Source organism: Kluyvera ascorbata ATCC 33433 (assembly GCF_000735365.1).
In the GTDB taxonomy this organism is placed as follows: Bacteria; Pseudomonadota; Gammaproteobacteria; order Enterobacterales; family Enterobacteriaceae; genus Kluyvera; species Kluyvera ascorbata.
In genome coordinates, this window is the sequence record NZ_JMPL01000071.1 from 1 (window position 1) to 22,138 (window position 22,138).

A 22,138-nucleotide genomic window follows, 5' to 3' on the forward strand; every position below is an offset into this window, starting at 1 on the left:
ATCCGACATCTATGCACCAATCAGCGGTGAGATCGTTGCCGTGAACGGAGAGCTGGGCGACTCGCCGGAGCTGGTGAACAGCGAACCGTACGCGGGCGGCTGGATCTTTAAGATCAAAGCCAGCGACGAAGCGGAAGTTGCCGCGCTGCTGGATGCGACCGCGTACGAAGCCCTGTTAGAAGACGAATAAGGATTTGCTCCCTCTCCCACAGGGAGAGGGCCGGGGTGAGGGTGCTCTGGCATCGTCACCCCAAACTTCTTCCTCCGTGAAGAGGCAATCTTAAAATCACCGCACGTTTCAGGAACCATCGCTCATGACACAGACTTTAAGCCAGCTTGAAAACCGTGGCGCGTTTATTGAACGTCACATCGGGCCGGATGCCCAGCAGCAGCAAGAGATGCTCAAAACAGTTGGCGCGGATTCATTAAACGCACTGATTGCGCAGATCGTGCCGAAAGATATCCAGCTTGCTACGCCGCCGCAGGTAGGAGAGGCCACCACAGAATTCGCCGCGCTGGCGGAGCTGAAGGCCATTGCCGGTCGCAACAAGCGCTTTAAGTCATACATTGGCATGGGCTACACCCCGGTACAGTTACCGCCGGTTATCCAGCGCAACATGCTGGAAAACCCGGGCTGGTACACCGCGTACACCCCGTATCAGCCAGAAGTCTCTCAGGGACGTCTGGAAGCGCTGCTCAACTTCCAGCAGGTCACGCTGGATCTGACCGGTCTCGATATGGCTTCCGCTTCTCTGCTGGACGAAGCCACCGCTGCCGCTGAAGCGATGGCAATGGCGAAGCGCGTGAGCAAACTGAAGAACGCCAACCGTTTCTTCGTCGCCGCCGACGTGCATCCGCAGACTCTGGACGTGGTACGTACCCGTGCGGAAACCTTCGGCTTTGACGTGATTGTTGACGACGCTGACAAAGCGCTGGAGCATCAGGACGTCTTCGGCGTACTGCTCCAGCAGGTTGGGACAACCGGTGAAGTTCACGACTACACTAAGCTGATTGCTGAGCTGAAATCCCGCAAAGTGGTGGTGAGCGTTGCCGGTGATTTCATGGCGCTGGTGCTGTTAACCGCGCCGGGCAAACAGGGCGCGGACATTGTCTTCGGTTCTGCCCAGCGCTTTGGCGTACCGATGGGCTACGGCGGCCCGCACGCGGCATTCTTTGCCGCTAAAGATGAATTCAAACGCGCCATGCCTGGCCGTATTATCGGCGTATCAAAAGATGCCGCTGGCAATACCGCGCTGCGCATGGCGATGCAGACTCGCGAGCAGCATATTCGCCGCGAGAAAGCGAACTCCAACATCTGTACCTCGCAGGTACTGCTGGCTAATATCGCCAGCCTGTACGCGGTGTTCCATGGCCCGGTTGGCCTGAAGCGTATTGCGAACCGCATTCACCGCCTGACCGACATTCTGGCGGCCGGCCTGCTGCAGAAAGGGCAGAAGCTGCGCCATGCGCACTACTTCGACACCCTGTGCGTGGAAGTGGCGGATAAAGCCGCCGTGCTGGCGCGCGCTCAGGCTGCGGAAATCAACCTGCGCAGCGATATCCTCAACGCCGTAGGCGTCACCCTGAACGAAACGACCACTCGTGAAGACGTGCTGGCGCTGTTTAGCGTGATTCTGGGTGATAACCACGGTCTGGACATCGACGCGCTGGATAAAGACGTGGCGCTCGACAGCCGCTCTATTCCACAGGCGATGCTGCGCGACGACGCGATCCTGAGCCATCCGGTGTTTAACCGCTACCACAGCGAAACCGAGATGATGCGCTACATGCACTCGCTTGAGCGTAAAGATCTGGCGCTGAATCAGGCGATGATCCCACTCGGTTCCTGCACCATGAAGCTTAACGCCGCGGCGGAAATGATCCCTATCACCTGGCCGGAATTTGCTGAACTGCACCCGTTCTGCCCGGTTGACCAGGCGGAAGGCTACCATCAGATGATCGGCCAGCTCTCCGAGTGGCTGGTGAAATTGACCGGTTACGACGCGCTCTGCATGCAGCCGAACTCCGGCGCGCAGGGTGAATATGCGGGTCTGCTGGCGATTCGTCACTACCACGAAAGCCGCAACGACGGTCATCGTGATATCTGTCTGATCCCAAGCTCAGCGCACGGTACCAACCCAGCTTCCGCACAGATGGCGGGGATGCAGGTGGTTGTCGTGGCTTGCGATAAGAACGGTAACATCGATCTGGCGGATCTGCGCGCGAAAGCGGAGCAGCATGCGGACAATCTTTCCTGCATCATGGTGACCTATCCGTCCACCCACGGCGTGTACGAAGAGACCATCCGTGAAGTATGCGAAATCGTCCACCAGTTCGGCGGCCAGGTTTATCTCGACGGCGCGAACATGAACGCCCAGGTCGGCATTACCTCTCCGGGCTTTATTGGTGCGGACGTCTCGCACCTCAACCTGCACAAAACCTTCTGCATTCCGCATGGCGGCGGCGGCCCAGGTATGGGTCCTATCGGCGTGAAATCACACCTGGCACCGTTTGTTCCAGGCCACAGCGTGGTGCACATTGAAGGTATGCTGACCCGTCAGGGTGCCGTTTGTGCAGCACCGTTCGGCAGCGCCTCCATTCTGCCAATTAGCTGGATGTACATCCGCATGATGGGCGCAGAAGGCCTGAAGCAGGCAAGTCAGGTGGCTATCCTCAACGCGAACTATATTGCGACTCGCCTGAAAGATGCCTATCCGGTCCTCTACACCGGTCGTGACGGTCATGTGGCGCACGAATGTATTCTGGATATTCGTCCGCTGAAAGAAGAGACCGGCATCAGCGAGCTGGATATTGCTAAGCGCCTGATTGACTACGGTTTCCACGCGCCGACCATGTCCTTCCCGGTAGCGGGTACGCTGATGGTTGAGCCAACGGAATCCGAAGGCAAAGCTGAGCTTGACCGCTTCATTGACGCAATGTTGGCTATTCGCAGCGAAATCGACCGCGTGAAAGCGGGCGAGTGGACGCTCGAGGATAACCCGCTGGTCAACTCCCCGCACACTCAGAATGAGCTGGTGGCGGAGTGGAACCACGGTTATACCCGCGAAATCGCCGTCTTCCCGGCAGGCATGGCGAACAAGTACTGGCCGACCGTGAAACGCCTCGACGACGTTTACGGCGACCGCAACCTGTTCTGCTCCTGCGTACCGATGAGCGAATATCAGTAATTCTCTGATTAGGCTATCTTTTAAAGGCGCTGCGGCGCCTTTATTTTTTGGGAGACGTGAATGGCAATAGCATTAGTGACCGGCGCCAGCCGGGGAATCGGCCGGGCGACGGCGTTACAGCTGGCGCAGGAAGGATATACGGTGGCAGTGAACTATCATCGTAACGAAGCCGCCGCCAGCGAGGTGGTAGGTGCGATTATTGCGCAGGGTGGCAAGGCCTTTGCCGTTCAGGCTGATATTGGCGATGAAGCGCAGGTGGAAGCGATGTTTGCGCGCCTCGACATGCAGGGCGAACCGCTAACGGCACTGGTCAACAACGCGGGCGTGCTGTTTACCCAAAGCCGCGTCGAGGCGCTAACCGCCGAGCGTATTAACCGAGTGCTGACCACCAACGTTACCGGCTATTTTCTCTGCTGCCGGGAAGCGGTAAAGCGAATGGCGATACCGCACGGTGGGCAGGGCGGGGCGATTGTTAACGTCTCCTCGGCGGCTGCACGTCTAGGCTCACCGGGTGAATATGTGGATTATGCGGCTTCGAAAGGGGCGATTGATACGCTGACGACCGGGCTGTCGCTGGAGGTGGCGGCGCAGGGTATTCGGGTGAACGGGGTGCGGCCTGGGTTTATCTATACCGAGATGCATGCCGACGGCGGGGAGCCGGGGCGTGTCGATCGCGTGAAGTCGGTGCTGCCAATGCAGCGCGGCGGTCAGCCGGAAGAGGTGGCGCAGGCGATAGTCTGGCTGTTGAGCGAGAAGGCGTCGTATGTGACGGGGAGCTTTATTGAGCTGGCGGGTGGGAAGTAGCGTTTTGATTGCCGGATGGCGGCGTAAACGCCTTATCCGGCCTACAGGTTAAGTTCCCGTAGGCCGGATAAGCGTAGCGCCATCCGGCAAAAATTACAGACTCTCGCCGTTGCTAGCAATCACCGCTTTATACCACTCAAAACTCTTCTTGCGTGAACGTGACATATCGCCCGTGCCGTCGTCGTGCTTATTCACGTAGATAAAACCATAGCGCTTGCTGTACTGCCCGGTAGTGAACGACACGCAGTCGATGCAGCCCCACGGCGTATAGCCCATCAGATCCACACCGTCATAAGTGACCGCTTTCATCATCTCTTCAACGTGCGCGCGCAGATAATCAATGCGGTAGTCGTCGTTGATGCTGCCGTCGGCTTCGACTTTGTCGTACGCGCCAAAGCCATTTTCCACGATGAACAGCGGTTTCTGGTAGCGCTCGTACAGTTCACACAGCGAGTAGCGCAGGCCGACCGGGTCAATCTGCCAGCCCCAGTCTGATGCCTTCACGTGTGGGTTCGGTACGCTGCCTTCAAAGCCGGAGATTGCGTCACCGCTGCCGCCTTCCGCCTTCACGGCGTTGGTCATGTAGTAGCTGAAGCCGAGGTAGTCGCAGGTGCCTTCACGCAGAATCGCCTCGTCGCCCGCTTCCATTTTGATGTTGAAGCCACGGCGTTCCCATTCGTTCAGCACGTAGCTTGGGTAGTAACCGCGCAGCTGCACGTCGGTGAAGACGTAGCGCTCACGCATCGATTCCTGGGCAAACATCACGTCTTCTGGTTTGCAGGAGAACGGATAGAGCGCCACCATTGCCAGCATGCAGCCGACTTTCATCTCTGGGTTGATGCGACGAGCGGCTTTCACCGCCAGGGCGCTGGCCACGAACTGGTGGTGCAGCACCTGGTACATGGTCTCTTCCGGATTTTCATGTTCGGTGTAGACCACGCCGGAGCAGCAGTAGCCGAACAGCGGCGCGCGCCAGTTACGCTGGTTGTTGATTTCGTTGAAGGTCATCCAGTATTTGACCTTATTCTTGTAGCGCTCAAACACCACTTCAGAGAAGCGAACAAAGAAATCAACAACTTTGCGGTTAGTCCAGCCGCCATACTGCTGCACCAGGTGCAGCGGCATTTCGAAGTGGGAGAGGGTGATCACCGGCTCGATGTTGTACTTCAGCAGTTCATCGAACATGTCATCATAGAATTTCAGCCCTTCTTCATTTGGCTGAGTTTCGTCACCGTTCGGGAAAATACGCGTCCAGGCGATAGAGGTGCGGAAGCATTTGAAGCCCATCTCGGCGAACAGCTTGATGTCTTCTTTGTAGTGGCCGTGGAAGTCGATGGCTTCGTGGTTCGGGTAGTATTTGCCCGGCTCGACCTGCTGAGTAATTTCGCGCGGAACGCCGTGGGCGCCGCCGGTTAGCACGTCACAGATGCTAGGGCCTTTGCCGCCTTTATTCCAGCCGCCTTCAACCTGGTGCGCAGCAACCGCGCCACCCCATAAAAAGTCTTTCGGTAAGGTCAGTTTTTTCATCTTTGCTATGCTCAGTTATTGGGCTTAATAAGGCTGAGTCTAACAAAGGGGAAATAAATGTCACGATATAACAAATCCCACAACAGGGAATATGTTACATCGAAAAAACACCCTGTATTTTTATGCTAATTTCTTCGCCAGCTTACGGCCTAATGATTCCAGAATATAGATAACCGGGATCTGGGTCGTAATATCGTAGACGCCGCCGATGCGCGTTTGCGGCACGTGCCAGGAGAGGTTGAAGTCGGCAAGCTTTGCCAGTCGTGAGTGTTCATGGCTGGTGATGGACATCACTTTGCAGCGATGCAGGCTGAACTGCCCGGCAAAGCGTAGGATCTCTTCGGTTTCACCCGATACTGAAAGCACAATAGCCAGCGCGTTTTTTGCCATGTCGTTGGTGACGGGAAAATAAGGATCGTCAATATGGTTGCTGAATTTCCCTATATTTGAGAAAAAACGTGCGCCATATTTTGCCAGCGAGCCAGAGGTTCCCGCGCCGACAAATATAATACGTTCTGATGCGAGAATAATATCAACCGCATCATCCAGCAACTTATCAAATTCGTCATTATTAACGCCTTTGAAAAAGCTGATGATTTCGCTGGCACCAAAATTTGCCTGTTGCGGTTCATCCTGCTCTAAATACAATTTGAAGCGCACCCGAAACTCCGAGTAACCTTCGCAGTTGAGCTTTTTACAAAAGCGCATCACCGTGGTGGTGGAGACGCCCGCCGCGTCGGCCAGTTCACGGATGGTCATGTACATCACCGTGTCACGATTTTTAATGACGTAGTGATAGACCATCATCTCAAGATTATTGAGGCTGGCAACGGCGGCGTGGGAGAACATGCTCACGGTGATGGATACTCGTAAAAATAGATGACCTGAGGGAATGATAACATGCAGCCAAACGACATTACTTTTTTTCAGCGCTTTCAGGACGACATTCTCGCCGGACGGAAAACCATTACGCTGCGCGACGCGGCTGAGTCGCACTTTAAGGTCGGGGATGTGTTGCGCGTCGGGCGCTATGAAGATGATGGGTATTTCTGCACGATTCGCGTGGTGGCGACCTCAACCGTTACGCTGGATACGCTGAGCGAGCGCCATGCGGAGCAGGAAAACATGAGCCTGCCGGAGCTGAAAAAGGTGATTGCCGATATCTATCCCGGCGAGAACCTGTTTTATGTGATTGAATTTAAACGCGTTGAATAAAAACGTGTACAGGTGTTAGCTGAATGATTTTGTTAACTAATTGATTATTCTTAGTTTACAAAAATTCATCTTTTTATTTTAGCTTACATGTGTTCACTGGAACCATTCTCAGTTACGCTAGGGTGTTTGCTTTATTTGTCGTTCGCCCGGAGCGCGTAATGGATAAGAAACCACTCATTAAGCAGGGATATTCTCTGGCAGAGGAAATTGCCAATAGCATCAGCCACGGCGTTGGCTTTGTCCTGGGAATTGTCGGGCTGGTTTTGCTGCTGGTTCAGGCGGTTGACACCAATGCCAGCGCTACGGCTATCACCAGCTATAGCCTGTACGGCGGCAGTATGATTCTGCTGTTTTTGGCCTCTACGCTGTATCACGCCATTCCGTCACAGCGCGCCAAAGTATGGCTGAAAAAATTCGACCACTGCGCTATCTACCTGCTGATTGCCGGTACCTATACGCCGTTCCTGCTGGTGGGGTTGGACTCGCCGCTGGCGAAAGGGCTGATGATTGTTATCTGGAGCCTGGCGCTGCTGGGGATCCTGTTTAAGCTGACCATTGCGCATCGTTTTAAAATCTTGTCGCTGGTGACCTATCTCACGATGGGCTGGCTGTCGCTGATTGTGGTCTATCAGTTGGCGGTGAAGCTCGACATTGGCGGCGTTACGCTGTTGGCGGTGGGCGGGGTGGTTTATTCGCTGGGGGTGATTTTCTACGTCTGCAAGCGCATTCCTTACAACCACGCTATCTGGCATGCGTTTGTGCTGGGCGGTAGCGCCTGTCATTTTCTGGCGATTTATCTGTATGTGGGGCAGCACGCGTAGGGACGGTGCAAACCCGGCGACGCTGCGCTTGGCCGGGCTACGATTAATCGGTAGCCCGGGCGAGGCGTTTACGCCGTCCCCGGGGAAACACCGGACTCAATTACTCTTCGTCTAACGAATACGGCAGCGGCTTGATGCTCAACGTGTTGGCATCGTCGCGCACGCGGAACACGCTGTCGGCTTCCATATCATTGTTCATCACTACCTGCACCAGTACCTGACCATCTTCCAGCTGTACGGCGGCCAGCACGGTGCCGGTACGTCGCCAGTTGTCGCCCATTTTGAGCTCAAGATCTTCACCGGCTTCCGGTACGCGAGCGGCTTTACCTGCCAGAGTCCACAGCGCGCGTTTGTTGGCTCCGCGGAACTTCGCGCGAGCAACCATCTCCTGCCCGGTATAGCAGCCTTTTTTGAAGCTGATACCGCCCAGCGCCTGTAGGTTGGTGGCCTGCGGAATAAACTGCGCGCTGTTCGCTTCATCAATCACCGGCAGACCGGCTTCGATATCCAGCGCCAGCCACTGTTGGCTGTTGTTGAGCTGTGCTTCACCGCGCAGCGCTTCGGTAACGCGTTCTGCGGTCGCAGTATCGGTCACCAGCAGGAAACGTTCTTCCGGATGGGCAAACCACAGCAGGGACGTTTCACCTTCTTGCAGGCATGGTTTCTCGGCGTTTGGCAACGCTGCGAACAGGTTAGCCAGCGCAGCGCGAGCCTGGAAACCGGCGACGCCGAGCAGGACAACATCGTCGTTTGGCGCAATCACCACCTTCGAGAAGACCGCGTACTTTTTCAGTTGGGTCAGCTGCGCTTCGCGCACGCTGCGACGTTCAATAAAAGCGAAGCCATCCTGACGACGGAACAGACGCAGGTTACTCCACATTTTGCCTTTGGCATCGCAGTGGGCGACCAGCAGATGCTGATCCTCACCCATCTGGGCCACATCTGCCGTGACCTGGCCTTGCAAGTATTTCTCACTGTCGGCACCGGTAACGGTCGCCAGCGCCCAATCATCAAGCGTCATCAGCGTCAGCGGCAAACGGGCTGCAACACCGGGCTGACGTGGAGGAAACGGAGTAAAAGCCATATTGATGTCCTGAATAGAGTTGCGAACGCACTTATTCACTCATGGTAAAAGAGATGCTTACCATTGCAAGCGGTTTTGCAGGGCGTTTTGTGCCCTCTGCGCGTTCTGCGAAGCGGATCGAAAGAAAAATAATCCCATTCATTTTTAATGGGTTTTATCGGAATATGACGCGCATAATGTGATATTCCGGTAAGGTAACGGCAAAAAACACGTTAAACTAGACGCAACGTAATGCTGGAAGGAAATTATGGACATCAATAATAAAGCCCGTATCCACTGGGCATGCCGCCGCGGTATGCGCGAACTCGATATCTCCATTATGCCGTTCTTTGAGCACGAGTACGACACGCTCAGCGATGAAGACAAAGCCATTTTCATTCGTCTCCTTGAATGCGACGATCCTGACCTTTTCAACTGGCTGATGAACCACGGTAAACCTGCCGACGCTAACCTTGAGCGCATGGTACAACTCATTCAAACACGGAATCGGGAACGTGGTCCTGTGGCAATCTGATTTACGCGTCTCCTGGCGCTCACAGTGGCTTTCCTTGTTACTCCACGGTCTGGTGGCGGCTTTCGTGCTGCTGATGCCCTGGCCGTTGAGCTACACCCCGCTCTGGCTGCTTTTGCTCTCTCTGGTGGTCTTTGACTGCGTTCGCAGCCAGCGACGCATTCATTCGCACCAGGGGGAAATTAAGCTGCTGATGGATTCAAGGCTGCGCTGGCGTAATCAGGATTACGAACTGCTTGGTGCGCCGTGGATGCTGAATTCAGGGATGATGCTGCGGATTCGTCGTCTGGAAGGAGGCCGTCGTCAGCACCTGTGGCTGGCGGCAGATAGCATGAATCCTGAAGAGTGGCGTGACCTGCGGCGGATACTTCTGCAACAGCCCACGCCAACGAAGCACTAGGAGAACTGCTCGGCCATCTCGCCGAGAATCTGTTCGCACCAGCTCTGAATGCGTTCATCGCTAAGATCGTACTGGTTGGTTTCATCCAGCGCGAGACCGACAAAAAGCTGACCATCAGCAATAACCGGTTTCGGGCTGGTGAACTCGTAGCCTTCGGTTGGCCAGTAGCCGACAAACTTCACCCCTTTAGTCGCCAGCTTATCGTGCAGCATGCCCAGCGCATCAAGGAACCACTCGCCGTAGCCGAGCTGGTCGCCCATGCCGTACAGCGCGATGATTTTACCTTCCAGATTGAGCGTATCCAGCTGTTCCCAGACCGCTTCCCAATCTTCCTGAATCTCACCGAAATCCCAGGTCGGGATACCAAGAATGAGCACATCGTATTGCTCCATCAGGGTGGGGGAATCATCTTTCAGGTTATGTAATGTGATCAGTTCCGGGCCGATAATGTCGCGAATTTTTTCCGCTGCCATCTCGGTGTAGCAGGTGCTGGAACCGTAAAAAAGGCCGATATTCATGACGTACTGCTCTCGATTCTTGCGATGATGATGCGCCCAGTGTACCAGAAAGGGGGCTAATTCAGGCATAATGGTGCTGATTTAATACGCAGAGGGGCCGAGGTGGATAAGGATCTTGCACGAATCGAACAGTTTCTCGATGCGCTGTGGCTGGAGCGCAATCTGGCTGAAAATACCCTTAGCGCGTACCGCCGTGATTTGACCATGGTGGTCGAGTGGCTGGCGCATCGCGGGCTCTCGCTGGAGACGGCTCAGAGCGACGACCTGCAAAATTTGCTCGCCGAGCGTCAGCAGGGGGGCTATAAAGCAACCAGCACCGCACGACTGCTGAGCGCCATGCGCCGCTTCTTCCAGCATCTGTACCGCGAAAAATTCCGCCCGGACGATCCCAGCGCGCAGCTGGCGTCGCCGAAGCTGCCACAACGGTTGCCAAAAGATCTTAGCGAAGCGCAGGTTGAACGACTGCTGCAGGCACCGCTGGTCGATCAGCCGCTGGAGCTGCGGGATAAGGCTATGCTTGAAGTGCTTTATGCAACCGGGCTGCGCGTTTCCGAACTGGTGGGGCTGACGATGAGTGATATCAGCCTGCGTCAGGGTGTGGTTCGGGTGATCGGTAAAGGAAATAAAGAGCGTCTGGTGCCGCTTGGCGAAGAGGCCGTTTATTGGGTGGAGAACTGGCTGGAGCACGGCCGCCCGTGGATGCTCAACGGCGTGGCGATTGATGTGCTGTTCCCCAGCCAGCGCGCCCAGCAGATGACTCGCCAGACCTTCTGGCACCGCATTAAGCACTATGCTCAACTGGCGGGCATCGACAGCGAAAAGCTGTCACCGCACGTGTTACGCCATGCCTTTGCAACGCATTTATTGAACCACGGCGCGGACCTACGTGTCGTACAAATGCTGCTGGGCCATAGCGATTTGTCGACCACACAAATTTATACGCACGTCGCGACAGAGCGGCTGCGACAACTTCATCAACAGCACCATCCACGAGCATGATGCTGATTTAAAAGGACAGTTTATGAAACAAGGTTTAATGATGTTCACCCTTCTGGCGACGGCATTTTCCGGCCTGGCGCACGCTGACGATGCGGCTATCAAACAGTCACTGGCGAAACTGGGCGTGCAGAGCACCGATATTCAGCCGGCGCCGGTAGCCGGGATGAAAACCGTCCTGACCAACAGCGGCGTGCTGTACGTCACCGATGACGGGAAGCACATTATTCAGGGGCCAATGTATGACGTGAGCGGCGCGCAGCCGGTCAATGTCACCAACGCGCTGCTGATGAAGCATCTGAACGCGCTGGAAAAAGAGATGATTGTCTACAAAGCGCCGCAGGAAAAACACGTCATCACCGTTTTCACCGACATCACTTGCGGCTACTGTCACAAGCTGCATGAAGAGATGAAAGACTACAACGCGCTGGGCATTACCGTGCGCTATCTGGCTTTCCCACGTCAGGGCATTCAGAGCCAGGCTGAGCAGGATATGAAATCTATCTGGTGCGCCAAAGACCGCAACAAAGCGTTTGACGATGCGATGAACGGCAAAGGCGTTCAGGCGGCGACTTGCGATATCGACATTGCCAACCACTACGCGCTTGGCGTGCAGTTTGGCGTGAACGGTACTCCGGCTATCGTGCTCAACGACGGCTACGTGGTACCGGGCTATCAGGGTCCGAAAGAGATGAAAGCGTTCCTCGACGAACACCAGAAACAGACCAGCGGTAAATAATTCGCGTGAAACCACAGACTCAACTTCGCCGCCGTGAGGTGGATGACTCAATCGCACTGCCTGACGAACTGTCGCCGCTGCTGCGCCGTCTGTACGCCAGCCGCGGCGTGAAAACCCCGAGTGACCTGGAGCGCGGCCTGAAAGGCATGCTGCACTGGCGCTCGCTGACGGGCGTGGAAAAAGCCGTCGAGATGCTGCATGACGCGTTTGAAAAAGAGCTTCGCATCATGGTGGTGGGGGATTTCGATGCCGATGGTGCGACCAGTACCGCGCTGAGCGTGCTCTCTCTGCGGGCGATGGGCTGCCACAACGTCGAGTATTTGGTGCCGAACCGTTTTGAAGATGGCTATGGGTTAAGCCCGGAAGTGGTCGATCAGGCCCACGCTCGCGGCGCGCAGATGATCATGACGGTGGACAACGGGATCTCTTCCCATGCCGGGGTTGATCATGCGCATGACCTCGGGATCAGCGTATTGGTTACGGATCACCACCTGCCGGGCGAAACGCTGCCTAACGCCGATGCGATGGTGAACCCGAACCTCGTCGACTGTCCGTTCCCATCGAAATCGCTGGCGGGCGTTGGCGTGGCCTTTTATCTGATGCTGGTGCTTTGCAACCATCTGAAAGAGAAGGGCTGGTTCGAAAAACGCGGGATTCCAGCGCCGAAGATTGTCGAATTTCTCGATCTGGTGGCGCTTGGCACGGTTGCCGACGTAGTGCCGCTGGATGCCAACAACCGTATCCTCACCTGGCAGGGGCTGAGCCGCATCCGCGCCGGTTACTGCCGCCCGGGAATTAAAGCGCTGCTGGAGATTGCCAACCGTGATGCAGCCAAGCTGGTGGCAAGCGATCTCGGCTTTGCGCTGGGGCCGCGTCTGAATGCCGCCGGTCGCCTGGACGACATGTCGGTCGGCGTGGCGCTGCTGCTGTGCGATAACCTCGGTGAAGCCCGCGTGCTGGCAAACGAGCTCGATGCGTTGAACCAGACGCGTAAAGAGATTGAGCAGGGAATGCAGGCGGAAGCGCTGACGTTGTGCGAACAGCTTGAACGCAACCGCGCCGAGCTGCCCGGTGGACTGGCGATGTATCACCCCGAGTGGCATCAGGGCGTGGTCGGCATTCTGGCTTCTCGCATTAAAGAGCGTTTCCATCGCCCGGTGATCGCCTTTGCGCCTGCGGGTAACGGTCAGCTGAAAGGCTCGGGTCGATCCATTCAGGGGCTGCATATGCGCGATGCGCTGGAGCGTCTGGATACGCTGTATCCCGGCTTGATGCTGAAGTTCGGCGGTCACGCGATGGCGGCGGGGCTCTCTTTGGAGGAAGAACGCTTCGAAGAGTTTCAACGCTGCTTTGGCGAACTGGTTACCGAGTGGCTGGACCCGGCGCTGTTACAGGGTGAAATCCTCTCCGATGGTGAGCTGAGCCCACAGGAGATGACGCTGGAGATGGCGCAGATGCTGCGCGAAGCCGGGCCGTGGGGGCAGATGTTCCCGGAACCGCTGTTTGACGGGCGTTTTCGTCTGTTACAGCAGCGTCTGGTGGGCGAACGTCACCTGAAGGTGATGGTGGAACCGGTCGGCGGTGGCCCGCTGCTGGACGGCATTGCGTTTAACGTCGATACCGCCGTCTGGCCGGATAACGGCGTGCGTGAAGTGACGCTGGCTTACCGCCTGGATATCAATGAATACCGTGGCAACCGAAGTTTGCAGCTTATCATCGATCATCTCTGGCCGATTTAGCATCTCTTATACTGTAATTAAGGGCGGGAATCCGCTAAGATTCCGCTCTTATAACCGCATTTTTCTCGTCCATTAAAAGAAAATAGACCATGTTTGAAATAAACCCGGTAAATAATCGCATTCAGGACCTCACGGAACGCTCCGACGTTCTTAGGGGGTATCTTTGACTATGACGCCAAGAAAGAGCGTCTGGAAGAAGTAAACGCCGAGCTGGAACAGCCGGATGTCTGGAACGAACCCGAACGCGCGCAGGCGCTGGGTAAAGAGCGTTCCTCGCTTGAAGCGATTGTCGACACCCTCGATCAAATGTCTCAGGGTCTGGAAGATGTTTCCGGTCTGCTGGAACTGGCTGTAGAAGCCGAAGACGAAGAGACCTTCAACGAAGCCGTTGCAGAACTCAATACCCTGGAAGAAAAGCTGGCACAGCTGGAATTCCGTCGTATGTTCTCCGGCGAGTATGACAGCGCCGATTGCTATCTCGATATCCAGGCAGGTTCTGGCGGTACTGAAGCGCAGGACTGGGCAAGCATGCTCGAGCGTATGTATCTGCGTTGGGCAGAAGCGCGCGGCTTTAAAACCGAAATTATCGAAGAGTCCGAAGGGGATGTGGCCGGGATTAAATCCGTGACCATCAAAATCTCCGGGGACTACGCGTACGGCTGGCTGCGTACGGAAACCGGCGTTCACCGTCTGGTCCGTAAAAGCCCGTTCGACTCCGGCGGCCGTCGTCACACCTCGTTCAGCTCCGCATTCGTGTATCCAGAAGTTGACGACGATATTGATATCGAAATCAACCCGGCGGATCTGCGCATTGACGTATATCGCGCATCCGGTGCGGGCGGTCAGCACGTTAACCGTACGGAATCTGCGGTGCGTATCACCCACATCCCAACCGGGATCGTGACGCAGTGCCAGAACGACCGTTCACAGCACAAGAACAAAGACCAGGCCATGAAGCAGATGAAAGCGAAGCTTTATGAACTGGAAATGCAGAAAAAGAATGCAGAAAAACAGGCGATGGAAGACACCAAGTCCGATATCGGCTGGGGTAGCCAGATTCGTTCCTATGTCCTGGACGATTCCCGGATTAAAGACCTGCGCACCGGGGTTGAAACCCGCAATACGCAGGCGGTACTGGACGGAAGTCTGGATCAATTTATCGAAGCAAGTCTGAAAGCAGGGTTATGAGGAACCAACATGTCTGAACAAAACGCACAAGGCGCTGACGAGGTAGTCGATCTTAATAACGAAATGAAGGCACGCCGCGAGAAGCTGGCTGCACTGCGTGAGCAGGGCATCCCGTTCCCGAACGATTTCCGTCGTGACCGTACCTCTGATCAACTGCACGCTGAATTCGATAGCAAGGACAGCGAAGAGCTGGAAGCGCTGAATATCGAAGTTTCCGTTGCCGGTCGTATGATGACTCGCCGTATTATGGGTAAAGCTTCCTTCGTGACTTTACAGGACGTTGGCGGTCGTATTCAGCTGTACGTCGCGCGTGACGATCTGCCGGAAGGCGTTTACAACGAGCAGTTCAAGAAATGGGACCTCGGCGACATCCTGGGTGCGAAGGGTAAACTGTTCAAAACCAAAACCGGTGAACTGTCTATCCATTGCACCGAGCTGCGTCTGCTGACCAAAGCACTGCGCCCGCTGCCGGACAAATTCCACGGCCTGCAGGATCAGGAAGCGCGCTACCGTCAGCGTTACCTGGACCTGATCTCCAACGATACTTCCCGCAATACTTTCAAAGTGCGTTCCCAGATCCTGGCGGGTATTCGTCAGTTCATGGTTGGCCGCAACTTTATGGAAGTGGAAACCCCAATGATGCAGGTGATCCCTGGCGGCGCGTCTGCCCGTCCGTTCATCACCCATCATAATGCGCTGGATATGGACATGTACCTGCGTATCGCGCCGGAACTGTACCTGAAGCGTCTGGTGGTTGGCGGCTTCGAACGCGTGTTCGAAATCAACCGTAACTTCCGTAACGAAGGTATCTCCGTTCGCCATAACCCAGAGTTCACCATGATGGAACTCTATATGGCGTACGCGGATTATAAAGATCTGATCGAGCTGACCGAATCTCTGTTCCGTACTCTGGCACAGGATATTCTGGGCAACACCGAAGTGCCTTACGGCGACCAGACTTTCGATTTCGGTAAGCCGTTCGAAAAACTGACCATGCGTGAAGCTATCAAGAAATATCGTCCAGAAACTAACATGGCCGATTTGGATAACTTCGACTCTGCGAAAGCCATTGCTGAAAGCATCGGCGTTCACGTTGAGAAGAGCTGGGGTCTGGGCCGTATCGTGACTGAGATCTTCGAAGAAGTTGCCGAAGCGCACCTGATTCAGCCAACCTTCATCACCGAATATCCGGCAGAAGTTTCTCCGCTGGCGCGCCGTAATGACGTGAACCCGGAAATCACTGACCGCTTTGAATTCTTCATCGGCGGCCGTGAAATCGGTAACGGTTTCAGCGAGCTGAACGACGCAGAAGACCAGGCGCAGCGCTTCCAGGATCAGGTTAACGCCAAAGAAGCGGGTGATGACGAAGCGATGTTCTACGACGAAGACTACGTCACCGCGCTGGAACACGGCCTGCCACCGACCGCGGGTCTGGGTATCGGTATCGACCGTATGGTCATGCTGTTCACCAACAGCCACACCATCCGTGACGTGATTCTGTTCCCGGCGATGCGTCCGGTGAAATAATCGCGACAGCGAGATGCAAAAAACCCGGCGATGCCGGGTTTTTTTATGCCTATTGTCTGTGGACCGGCTCAGCGATGAGCAAATGCCATAAACGCCTGACGCGCCTCTTCATCGGCCGCTTCCATCACCATCCACGGGCTAAACGCCCACGGCGTTAACGTTAGCGCCTGCAAAATATCGTTAAGCTCGCACCACTGATACTCAATCACTTCATCGTGATTGGCCTTCACGTCGCTGGTCACGCGCGCGGCATAGACCGGGCAGACTTCGTTTTCCACAATGCCGTTTGGCGCCACGGCGCGGTAGCGGAATTCGGTGGCGATAGGGGTGATATCGGCAATCTCAACGCCAAGCTCAAAGCGGCAGCGGCGGATGATCGCATATTCGAAGGTTTCGCCCTGCTGTGGGTGACCGCACACCGAGTTGGTCCACACGCCGGGCCAGGCTACCTTGCTTAAAGAGCGGCGCGTTGCCAGAAACTGGCCGCGTTCGTTGAATAACCAGCAAGAGAAAGCGAGATGCAGAGGGGTGGAGAGGGTGTGAGCGGCGTACTTCTCCAGAATACCTGAAGGTTTATCGTGCTCGTCGAGCAAAATGACGTGTTCGCCTGTCATGACAACTCCTGAAAATGAATGATGACCCGGCATAAACCCGCCGGGTCATATACTCAGGCAACCAGCGTAGCCCATAAATGGGAAAAAGGCATTACCAAAACAAGCCCCGGCAACATGTTGGCAACCGGGAAAAGCTTAATGTTACAGATGCGCAATCCGGTCGCGACCATCAGCAGCCCACCGGCGCAGGAGAAATCGGCCATCATGGATGGAGTGATCATCGGCATCAGGAATACTGCCAGCATCGCCAGCGCCAGCTGAATCACCAGCTGTGGAATGGCAATAGTCATCACCGCAAAGCCTAGCAGAGTGGCGAAAATCCCGGCGGTAAACAGGTCGAGAATCGTTTTGATGTACAGAATTGACGGGTCACCGCTCATCCCTTCGGTCATTGCCCCGAACACGCCCGTACCGCTGGCGCAGAACAGCACCAGAATCGCCACAAACTTCTCAGTGAACTCTTCGTGGCTTAGCCCCTGTACCGGTGGGAAGACCTTGTTGATAAGGCCACGGGTAGAGCCTGCCGCTTTACCAATACCGCGTTCCAGATGCAGCAGTTCGCCAATCAGCGCGCCGACGATCATCGCCAGCACCACCGCAGGCATATATTTCACCTTCAGCACCAGCGTAATCCCCAGACCTACCGAGCACAGCCCGAAGGTCATCGGCAGCGCCGTTTTCACGCGTTCCGGGAGTTTACCGCCCGCTACTGCGCCAATCAGCCCGCCGATAATCACGGCGGACCCGTTAACATAAGGACCGATCAACATAAAAGTGTTTCCTTTATCGCACTAGTCGTCGTGGCGCAGTGACCCTTCACCCCAACGTGGAATGTTGTCCACGTCGATGTCGAACAGGTCCAGCGCGCGATTTACGCTGTGCGTAATAATGTCGTCCGCCGTTTGCGGACGCTGATAGAGAGCTGGAACCGGCGGGAAGATAATCCCGCCCATTTCCGTTACAGCGGCCATATTGCGAATATGGCCGAGGTTCAGCGGCGTTTCACGCGCCAGCAGCACCAGACGGCGGCGCTCTTTGAGCACCACGTCCGCCGCGCGGGTGAGCAGGTTATCGGTAAGACAATGTGCAATCGCGCCCAGCGTTCTCATGGAACAAGGGGCAATCAGCATCCCCAGCGTTTTAAATGAACCGCTGGAGATGGCGGCACCCAGATTGCCAATTGGGTGGACAACGTCAGCCATCGCCATCACCTCGTCCAGACGGAAATCCGTTTCCAGTTCACAGGTTTTTTCCGCGCCTTTTGAGACGACCAGATGAACCTCCAGCGGAAGAGGCTGAAGGAGTTCCAGCGCCTTAACGCCATACTGAAAGCCGGATGCGCCGCTGATGCCGATGATGATGCGTGGTTTCATTGTCTATTCCTCTTACTCGAAGTCCGGCAGGAAGCGTTTCACGTCCACTTCTTTGAATTTAGAGCGTTCAAAGTGGTGTTTCAGGTGGAACGGTACGGTGCAGTCAAAGATGGTTTTGCACGACATGCCCTGTTGCAGAATGCTTGGGCTGTACTCCGGCACCTGAGACGGGTCCAGCGGGTGGCAGCGCACGCCTGGGATGGTGATGGTATCCACGTCGCCCTGGTAGCGAGTTTGCATCGCCCACAGCACATCATCGCTGTCGAAGATATCCACGTCTTCGTCTACCAGAATCACATGCTTCAGTTCCGGGAAGGCGGAGAACGCCAGCAGTGCCGCCTGACGTTGGCGACCTTCGTCCGCCGGGGAGAATTTCTTGAATTGCATGACCGCCAGCAGTTTGCCGCCGCCCGCAGAGTGCGCGAAGACGTTCAGCAGTTTGCCCGGCATCGCGCGGCCAACCATATCCAGAATGCTCGCTTCGGTTGGGATACCCGCCATGTTGACGTGTTCCTCGCCAGGACCGACGGTGGTGCGCCAGATTGGGTTATGACGATGGGTGACGGCTTTGACTTTAATCACCGGCAACGCGTCTTTGGACTCGCCGGTATAGCCCGGGAACTCCGGCATCGCGCGGCCGGTGTTGGTGTTCTGGTCTTCACGAACGCGCACGTTTGGCAGCAGCTCGCCCTCGATAATGATCTCGGCGTGGGCAATCGCTTTTTCGTTGATGGTCAGGCATTTCACCATTTCCACGGCCTGGCCGCGCAGGGAACCGGCGATGCTCAGTTCATCAAAACCCAGCGGGGTAGTTGGTGGTTCGAAGCAGGCGGCAATTTCAATCGCCGGGTCAACGCCAATGCTGATGGAGATTGGCAGCGGCTGGCCTAGCTCTTCCGCTTTCATGCGGAAAGCATCAATGTGACGGCCTGGGGTCAGCCACATAGAGAGCTCATCGCGGCTCTGGACGCACAGGCGGTGAATGGTGATATCCGATTCGTGGGTTTCCGGATCGGAGGCGTAGCACAGCCCCATGGTGATGTACGGACCTGCATCTTCTTCGGTATTGGTTGGCGCTGGCAGCAGTTTGCGCAGGTCAAAATCGGCGTCGGTAGCCAGATGAACCACTTCCTGAGCGACGGCTTTTTCAGTAGTCAGAACCGGTGGAATCGGGCTTTGTACGGAGTCTTTCAGCAGGTGCCCCAGTTTTTCTGGTGGGCAATCGAGGAAGTGGCTGACGCGTTTGCGGGAGCCGTTGATGCCGATAGCTACGCTGATGTCATCAAAGCCTTTGATCTTGTTGAACATCATAACCGGACCGTTTTTACGCGTTGGGCGCTGGCAGGTGCCACCGGCGCCGACGTAACGGTATACGCCGGACAGCTCCGCATGTGGGTCCACTTCGGTATCGGTTTCAACGTATTCACCTGGCAGCGTTTTCAGCAACGCTAACGCAGAACGCAGGTCGCGAACGGTTGTTGTATTTTTCACGGTTTGTTCCTGTTGATAATCGGAAAGAATGTCTGCGCTAACCCTATTCCTTACACAATTAAGGGGCAAATACCGTTTAGCTTGGTCAGGGAAGATCAAAAAGATGTGGGTACAACAATAAAGGCTTCGTGCGTAAACTATAGCAAAGCGGAAAGGGAGCAGAGACGGCATGGATTTAAAACGATTACGGTATTTCTGTCGGGTGGTTGAGCAGGGCTCGATAAGCCAGGCAGCAAAGGTGCTGAACATGGCGCAGCCACCGCTGAGTAAGCGCATTCAGGAGCTGGAAGATGAGCTGAAAACGCCGCTCTTTCTGCGTCACGGTAACCGTATTGAGCCAACCGAAGCGGGGTTTTTCCTTTACCGTAAAGCCTGCGAAATTCTGCGTCAGGTGGAAGATACCGCGCGAGAAACGATGGAAATCGCACAAAAAGATCGGCTGCAGTTCCGTTTTGGGATGAGCCATCTGTTCCAGTCTTACTTTAAGCCGCTGCTGTTGGCGCTCTACCAGCGCTATCCGGAAATTGAAGTGAATATCTCGGTAACGGACTCCAGCCATCTGGAGATGATGCTGAATGAAGGCGCTATCGACCTCGCCTTTATTCAGCGCCCCTATCGCAGCGAAGGGTTCGACTATGTGTCGTTCGACCCGGTGAAGCTGGTGGCGGTTATCAACAAAAAATGCCTGCCACAGCCGCCTGCGAACCCGTTTGATTACAATGCGCTGGGCGCACTGCCGCTGGTGTTGCTTCACCGCGCGAAAGATTCGGGCACCTACGAGATGCTTATCGATCTGTTCCGTAAAGCGGGCGTAAACCCAAAGGTGATTATGCACATCACGCAGCCGGGGGTGATTATCGACTGGCTGGAATCGGGGCTTGCTGCCGCGACGCTGCTGCCATCGTCTGAGGTCTGCGCTGAAAAGCTTAAGGAGTGCTACGTCGTGGACGTCTTCCCTTCACCGCAGATTTTCTACCCGGCCATGGTGAAAATACCGGCGGTAAACTGGTGCTCGCAGGTAATGGAACTGGTGGCGGAAGGCTACCCGTTTCCAGACAACTCGCCGCGTTGATGGTTTGGTATCCAGCGTGACCCTGCTATCATAGTCCAACCGAACGTTTATGACCTGAGGATTCGTTTTGCGAGCAGGACGCCAACTCTCTTCCCCACTACGTCTGTTAATGTGCCTGATTATCGGGCTTGTACTGTCTGGTTGTGCTGGAAATTCATCCAAATCAGAAGGCAGCTACAGCGGCTCGGTCTATACCGTGAAGCGGGGCGATACGCTTTCGCGCATCTCGCGGATGACGGGCACGAGCGTAGGGGAACTGGCGCGCCTTAACGGCATCTCGCCGCCGTATAACATCAACGTCGGCCAGAAACTGAGGGTGAGTGGTTCGGCAAAATCCTCCGGCAGTAAGAAATCCAGCGCGACGCAGACGGCGAAGGTTATTCCGTCCTCCGCCGTTCCGCAGTCCTCATGGCCGGCGGTAGGTCAACGCTGCTGGCGCTGGCCCGCCACCGGCAAGGTGGTGATGCGTTACTCCACCTCGGAAGGCGGCAATAAGGGCATTGATATCGCGGGTAGCCGTGGTCAGCCGGTCTACGCGGCGGCGGCGGGGAAGGTGGTCTACGTCGGCAATCAGCTTCGCGGCTACGGCAACCTGGTCATGATTAAGCATGACGAAGATTACATTACCGCCTATGCGCATAACGATAAGCTGATGGTGAACAACGGACAAAACGTGAAGATTGGTCAGCAGATTGCCACCATGGGCAACTCGGATGCGGACTCCGTGAGGCTGCACTTCCAGATTCGCTATCGCGCCACGGCCATCGACCCGCTGCGCTATTTGCCGCCGCAGGGCAGCAAACCGAAGTGCTAAGCGGTTATTTTATCGTCACTTAGCGGCCTAAAGACTTGCCAGGCGAGGCGTAACGTTTATAATGCTCCTCGCACACCTTAGCGGGCGTAGTTCAATGGTAGAACGAGAGCTTCCCAAGCTCTATACGAGGGTTCGATTCCCTTCGCCCGCTCCAGAACTCTCCCCTTGTGGCAAAACTTCGTTAAAACTCATTTTTCTATCAACAACTTACTTAACATAAGTTGTCGTGATTGTTCTGCCATTGAACGACGATTTCCCAACACAAGGTACACTGTTAGTTGTCACGGATAGTTACATGGAAATGAGAGTATAACTATTCGGCGGCGGCAGTTCCAACCTCACACCGCGATAGCACAACGTGAAGGAAAAGCCTGAACCGGGCATTGTCTCTTACAACAGACTGATCATACGCATTTCAAGCCCGATGTGCGGCTCTCAGAGTCACGTAAACAGGTAACGTACCTACAAACGACATGTAGGCTCTATCAGCGTCTCAGCCACGCTCCCACAAGGGTTG

Annotated in this window: 22 protein-coding genes and 1 tRNA gene; 15 read left to right on the plus strand and 8 right to left on the minus strand. The window is 55.6% G+C overall.

Translation table 11 applies throughout. The features are described from left to right. The 3 genes from GKAS_RS15690 to GKAS_RS15700 all read left to right on the plus strand — a co-directional run. Nucleotides 1-190 (plus strand): glycine cleavage system protein H (locus GKAS_RS15690; RefSeq protein WP_035895540.1); only part of this gene is annotated, 190 nt, incomplete at its 5' end. Between the two features lie 124 nt (nucleotides 191-314). Then, nucleotides 315-3,188: an aminomethyl-transferring glycine dehydrogenase gene (gene gcvP, locus GKAS_RS15695; RefSeq protein WP_035895542.1), complete on the plus strand. Its 2,874-nt coding sequence runs from the start codon at nucleotides 315-317 to the stop codon at nucleotides 3,186-3,188. Between the two features lie 60 nt (nucleotides 3,189-3,248). Then, the gene (locus GKAS_RS15700) at nucleotides 3,249-3,992 is read left to right on the plus strand and encodes an SDR family oxidoreductase (protein WP_035895544.1); all 744 of its coding nucleotides are present in this window, start codon (nucleotides 3,249-3,251) and stop codon (nucleotides 3,990-3,992) included. Between the two features lie 93 nt (nucleotides 3,993-4,085). On the opposite strand, the gene bglA is transcribed toward GKAS_RS15700, so the two are convergent. Further along, nucleotides 4,086-5,519, minus strand: a complete 1,434-nt coding sequence (bglA, locus tag GKAS_RS15705; RefSeq protein WP_035895545.1) for a 6-phospho-beta-glucosidase BglA — start codon at nucleotides 5,517-5,519, stop codon at nucleotides 4,086-4,088. Nucleotides 5,520-5,639: 120 nt separating this feature from the next. Then, a complete protein-coding gene (locus tag GKAS_RS15710; RefSeq protein WP_035895546.1) occupies nucleotides 5,640-6,368 on the minus strand; it encodes a MurR/RpiR family transcriptional regulator in 729 nt (242 codons plus the stop codon). Between the two features lie 51 nt (nucleotides 6,369-6,419). Here GKAS_RS15710 and yqfB point away from each other — a divergent pair, with 51 nt between their 5' ends. Together yqfB and trhA are read left to right on the plus strand one after the other, a co-directional pair. Beyond that, a complete protein-coding gene (yqfB, locus tag GKAS_RS15715; RefSeq protein WP_035895547.1) occupies nucleotides 6,420-6,734 on the plus strand; it encodes a N(4)-acetylcytidine aminohydrolase in 315 nt (104 codons plus the stop codon). 158 nt (nucleotides 6,735-6,892) lie between these two features. Further along, nucleotides 6,893-7,555, plus strand: coding sequence for a PAQR family membrane homeostasis protein TrhA (trhA, locus tag GKAS_RS15720; protein WP_035895549.1), 663 nt, complete (start codon nucleotides 6,893-6,895; stop codon nucleotides 7,553-7,555). Between the two features lie 100 nt (nucleotides 7,556-7,655). Here the strand turns inward: trhA and ygfZ are convergent, their stop codons facing one another. Beyond that, on the minus strand, nucleotides 7,656-8,639 hold the full coding sequence (gene ygfZ, locus GKAS_RS15725) for a tRNA-modifying protein YgfZ (protein WP_035895550.1): 984 nt from the start codon (nucleotides 8,637-8,639) through the stop codon (nucleotides 7,656-7,658). A 247-nt stretch (nucleotides 8,640-8,886) separates the two neighbouring features. Here ygfZ and sdhE point away from each other — a divergent pair, with 247 nt between their 5' ends. Together sdhE and GKAS_RS15735 are read left to right on the plus strand one after the other, a co-directional pair. Continuing rightward, complete coding sequence (gene sdhE / locus GKAS_RS15730) at nucleotides 8,887-9,153, plus strand: FAD assembly factor SdhE (protein ID WP_035895552.1); 267 nt, start codon at nucleotides 8,887-8,889, stop codon at nucleotides 9,151-9,153. Beyond that, the gene (locus GKAS_RS15735) at nucleotides 9,134-9,550 is read left to right on the plus strand and encodes a protein YgfX (RefSeq protein WP_035895554.1); all 417 of its coding nucleotides are present in this window, start codon (nucleotides 9,134-9,136) and stop codon (nucleotides 9,548-9,550) included. Before sdhE ends, GKAS_RS15735 begins: the two co-directional genes overlap by 20 nt. On the opposite strand, the gene fldB is transcribed toward GKAS_RS15735, so the two are convergent. Continuing rightward, nucleotides 9,547-10,068 (minus strand): flavodoxin FldB, encoded by a 522-nt coding sequence (gene fldB / locus GKAS_RS15740; RefSeq protein WP_035895556.1) that lies wholly within the window; start codon nucleotides 10,066-10,068, stop codon nucleotides 9,547-9,549. The two genes, GKAS_RS15735 and fldB, sit on opposite strands and share 4 nt — an antisense overlap. 102 nt (nucleotides 10,069-10,170) lie before the next feature. Between fldB and xerD the strand changes: the two genes are divergently transcribed. The 5 genes from xerD to lysS all read left to right on the plus strand — a co-directional run bounded on the left by xerD (nucleotide 10,171) and on the right by lysS (nucleotide 16,257). After that, the gene (gene xerD / locus GKAS_RS15745) at nucleotides 10,171-11,067 is read left to right on the plus strand and encodes a site-specific tyrosine recombinase XerD (RefSeq protein ID WP_035895558.1); all 897 of its coding nucleotides are present in this window, start codon (nucleotides 10,171-10,173) and stop codon (nucleotides 11,065-11,067) included. A gap of 22 nt (nucleotides 11,068-11,089) precedes the next feature. Continuing rightward, complete coding sequence (gene dsbC / locus GKAS_RS15750; protein WP_035895560.1) at nucleotides 11,090-11,803, plus strand: bifunctional protein-disulfide isomerase/oxidoreductase DsbC; 714 nt, start codon at nucleotides 11,090-11,092, stop codon at nucleotides 11,801-11,803. A 5-nt stretch (nucleotides 11,804-11,808) separates the two neighbouring features. After that, complete coding sequence (gene recJ / locus GKAS_RS15755) at nucleotides 11,809-13,542, plus strand: single-stranded-DNA-specific exonuclease RecJ (protein ID WP_035895562.1); 1,734 nt, start codon at nucleotides 11,809-11,811, stop codon at nucleotides 13,540-13,542. 89 nt (nucleotides 13,543-13,631) lie between these two features. Further along, nucleotides 13,632-14,730, plus strand: a protein-coding gene (gene prfB / locus GKAS_RS15760) for a peptide chain release factor 2 (RefSeq protein ID WP_115073720.1) whose coding sequence is annotated in 2 segments (ribosomal slippage) — nucleotides 13,632-13,706 and nucleotides 13,708-14,730 — 1,098 coding nt in all. Because the reading frame shifts where the segments join, the coding sequence is not laid out codon by codon here. Between the two features lie 9 nt (nucleotides 14,731-14,739). After that, nucleotides 14,740-16,257: a lysine--tRNA ligase gene (gene lysS / locus GKAS_RS15765; RefSeq protein ID WP_035895565.1), complete on the plus strand. Its 1,518-nt coding sequence runs from the start codon at nucleotides 14,740-14,742 to the stop codon at nucleotides 16,255-16,257. Between the two features lie 68 nt (nucleotides 16,258-16,325). Here the strand turns inward: lysS and idi are convergent, their stop codons facing one another. The 4 genes from idi to GKAS_RS15785 are packed head-to-tail and all read right to left on the minus strand — an operon-like array spanning nucleotide 16,326 to nucleotide 19,735. Next, a complete protein-coding gene (gene idi, locus GKAS_RS15770; protein ID WP_035895568.1) occupies nucleotides 16,326-16,871 on the minus strand; it encodes an isopentenyl-diphosphate Delta-isomerase in 546 nt (181 codons plus the stop codon). Nucleotides 16,872-16,924: 53 nt separating this feature from the next. Beyond that, on the minus strand, nucleotides 16,925-17,641 hold the full coding sequence (locus GKAS_RS15775) for a DUF554 domain-containing protein (protein ID WP_035895569.1): 717 nt from the start codon (nucleotides 17,639-17,641) through the stop codon (nucleotides 16,925-16,927). A gap of 21 nt (nucleotides 17,642-17,662) precedes the next feature. After that, complete coding sequence (locus GKAS_RS15780; RefSeq protein WP_035895570.1) at nucleotides 17,663-18,244, minus strand: UbiX family flavin prenyltransferase; 582 nt, start codon at nucleotides 18,242-18,244, stop codon at nucleotides 17,663-17,665. 12 nt (nucleotides 18,245-18,256) lie between these two features. Then, nucleotides 18,257-19,735, minus strand: a complete 1,479-nt coding sequence (locus GKAS_RS15785; RefSeq protein WP_035895572.1) for a UbiD family decarboxylase — start codon at nucleotides 19,733-19,735, stop codon at nucleotides 18,257-18,259. A 169-nt stretch (nucleotides 19,736-19,904) separates the two neighbouring features. Here GKAS_RS15785 and GKAS_RS15790 point away from each other — a divergent pair, with 169 nt between their 5' ends. From GKAS_RS15790 to GKAS_RS15800, 3 genes are all read left to right on the plus strand, one after another. Then, nucleotides 19,905-20,807, plus strand: a complete 903-nt coding sequence (locus GKAS_RS15790) for a LysR family transcriptional regulator (protein WP_035895574.1) — start codon at nucleotides 19,905-19,907, stop codon at nucleotides 20,805-20,807. 67 nt (nucleotides 20,808-20,874) lie between these two features. After that, the gene (gene actS / locus GKAS_RS15795; RefSeq protein ID WP_035895576.1) at nucleotides 20,875-21,621 is read left to right on the plus strand and encodes an amidase activator ActS; all 747 of its coding nucleotides are present in this window, start codon (nucleotides 20,875-20,877) and stop codon (nucleotides 21,619-21,621) included. Between the two features lie 80 nt (nucleotides 21,622-21,701). After that, a tRNA-Gly gene (locus tag GKAS_RS15800) sits at nucleotides 21,702-21,775 on the plus strand. The last annotated feature ends 363 nt before the right edge of the window (nucleotides 21,776-22,138 follow it).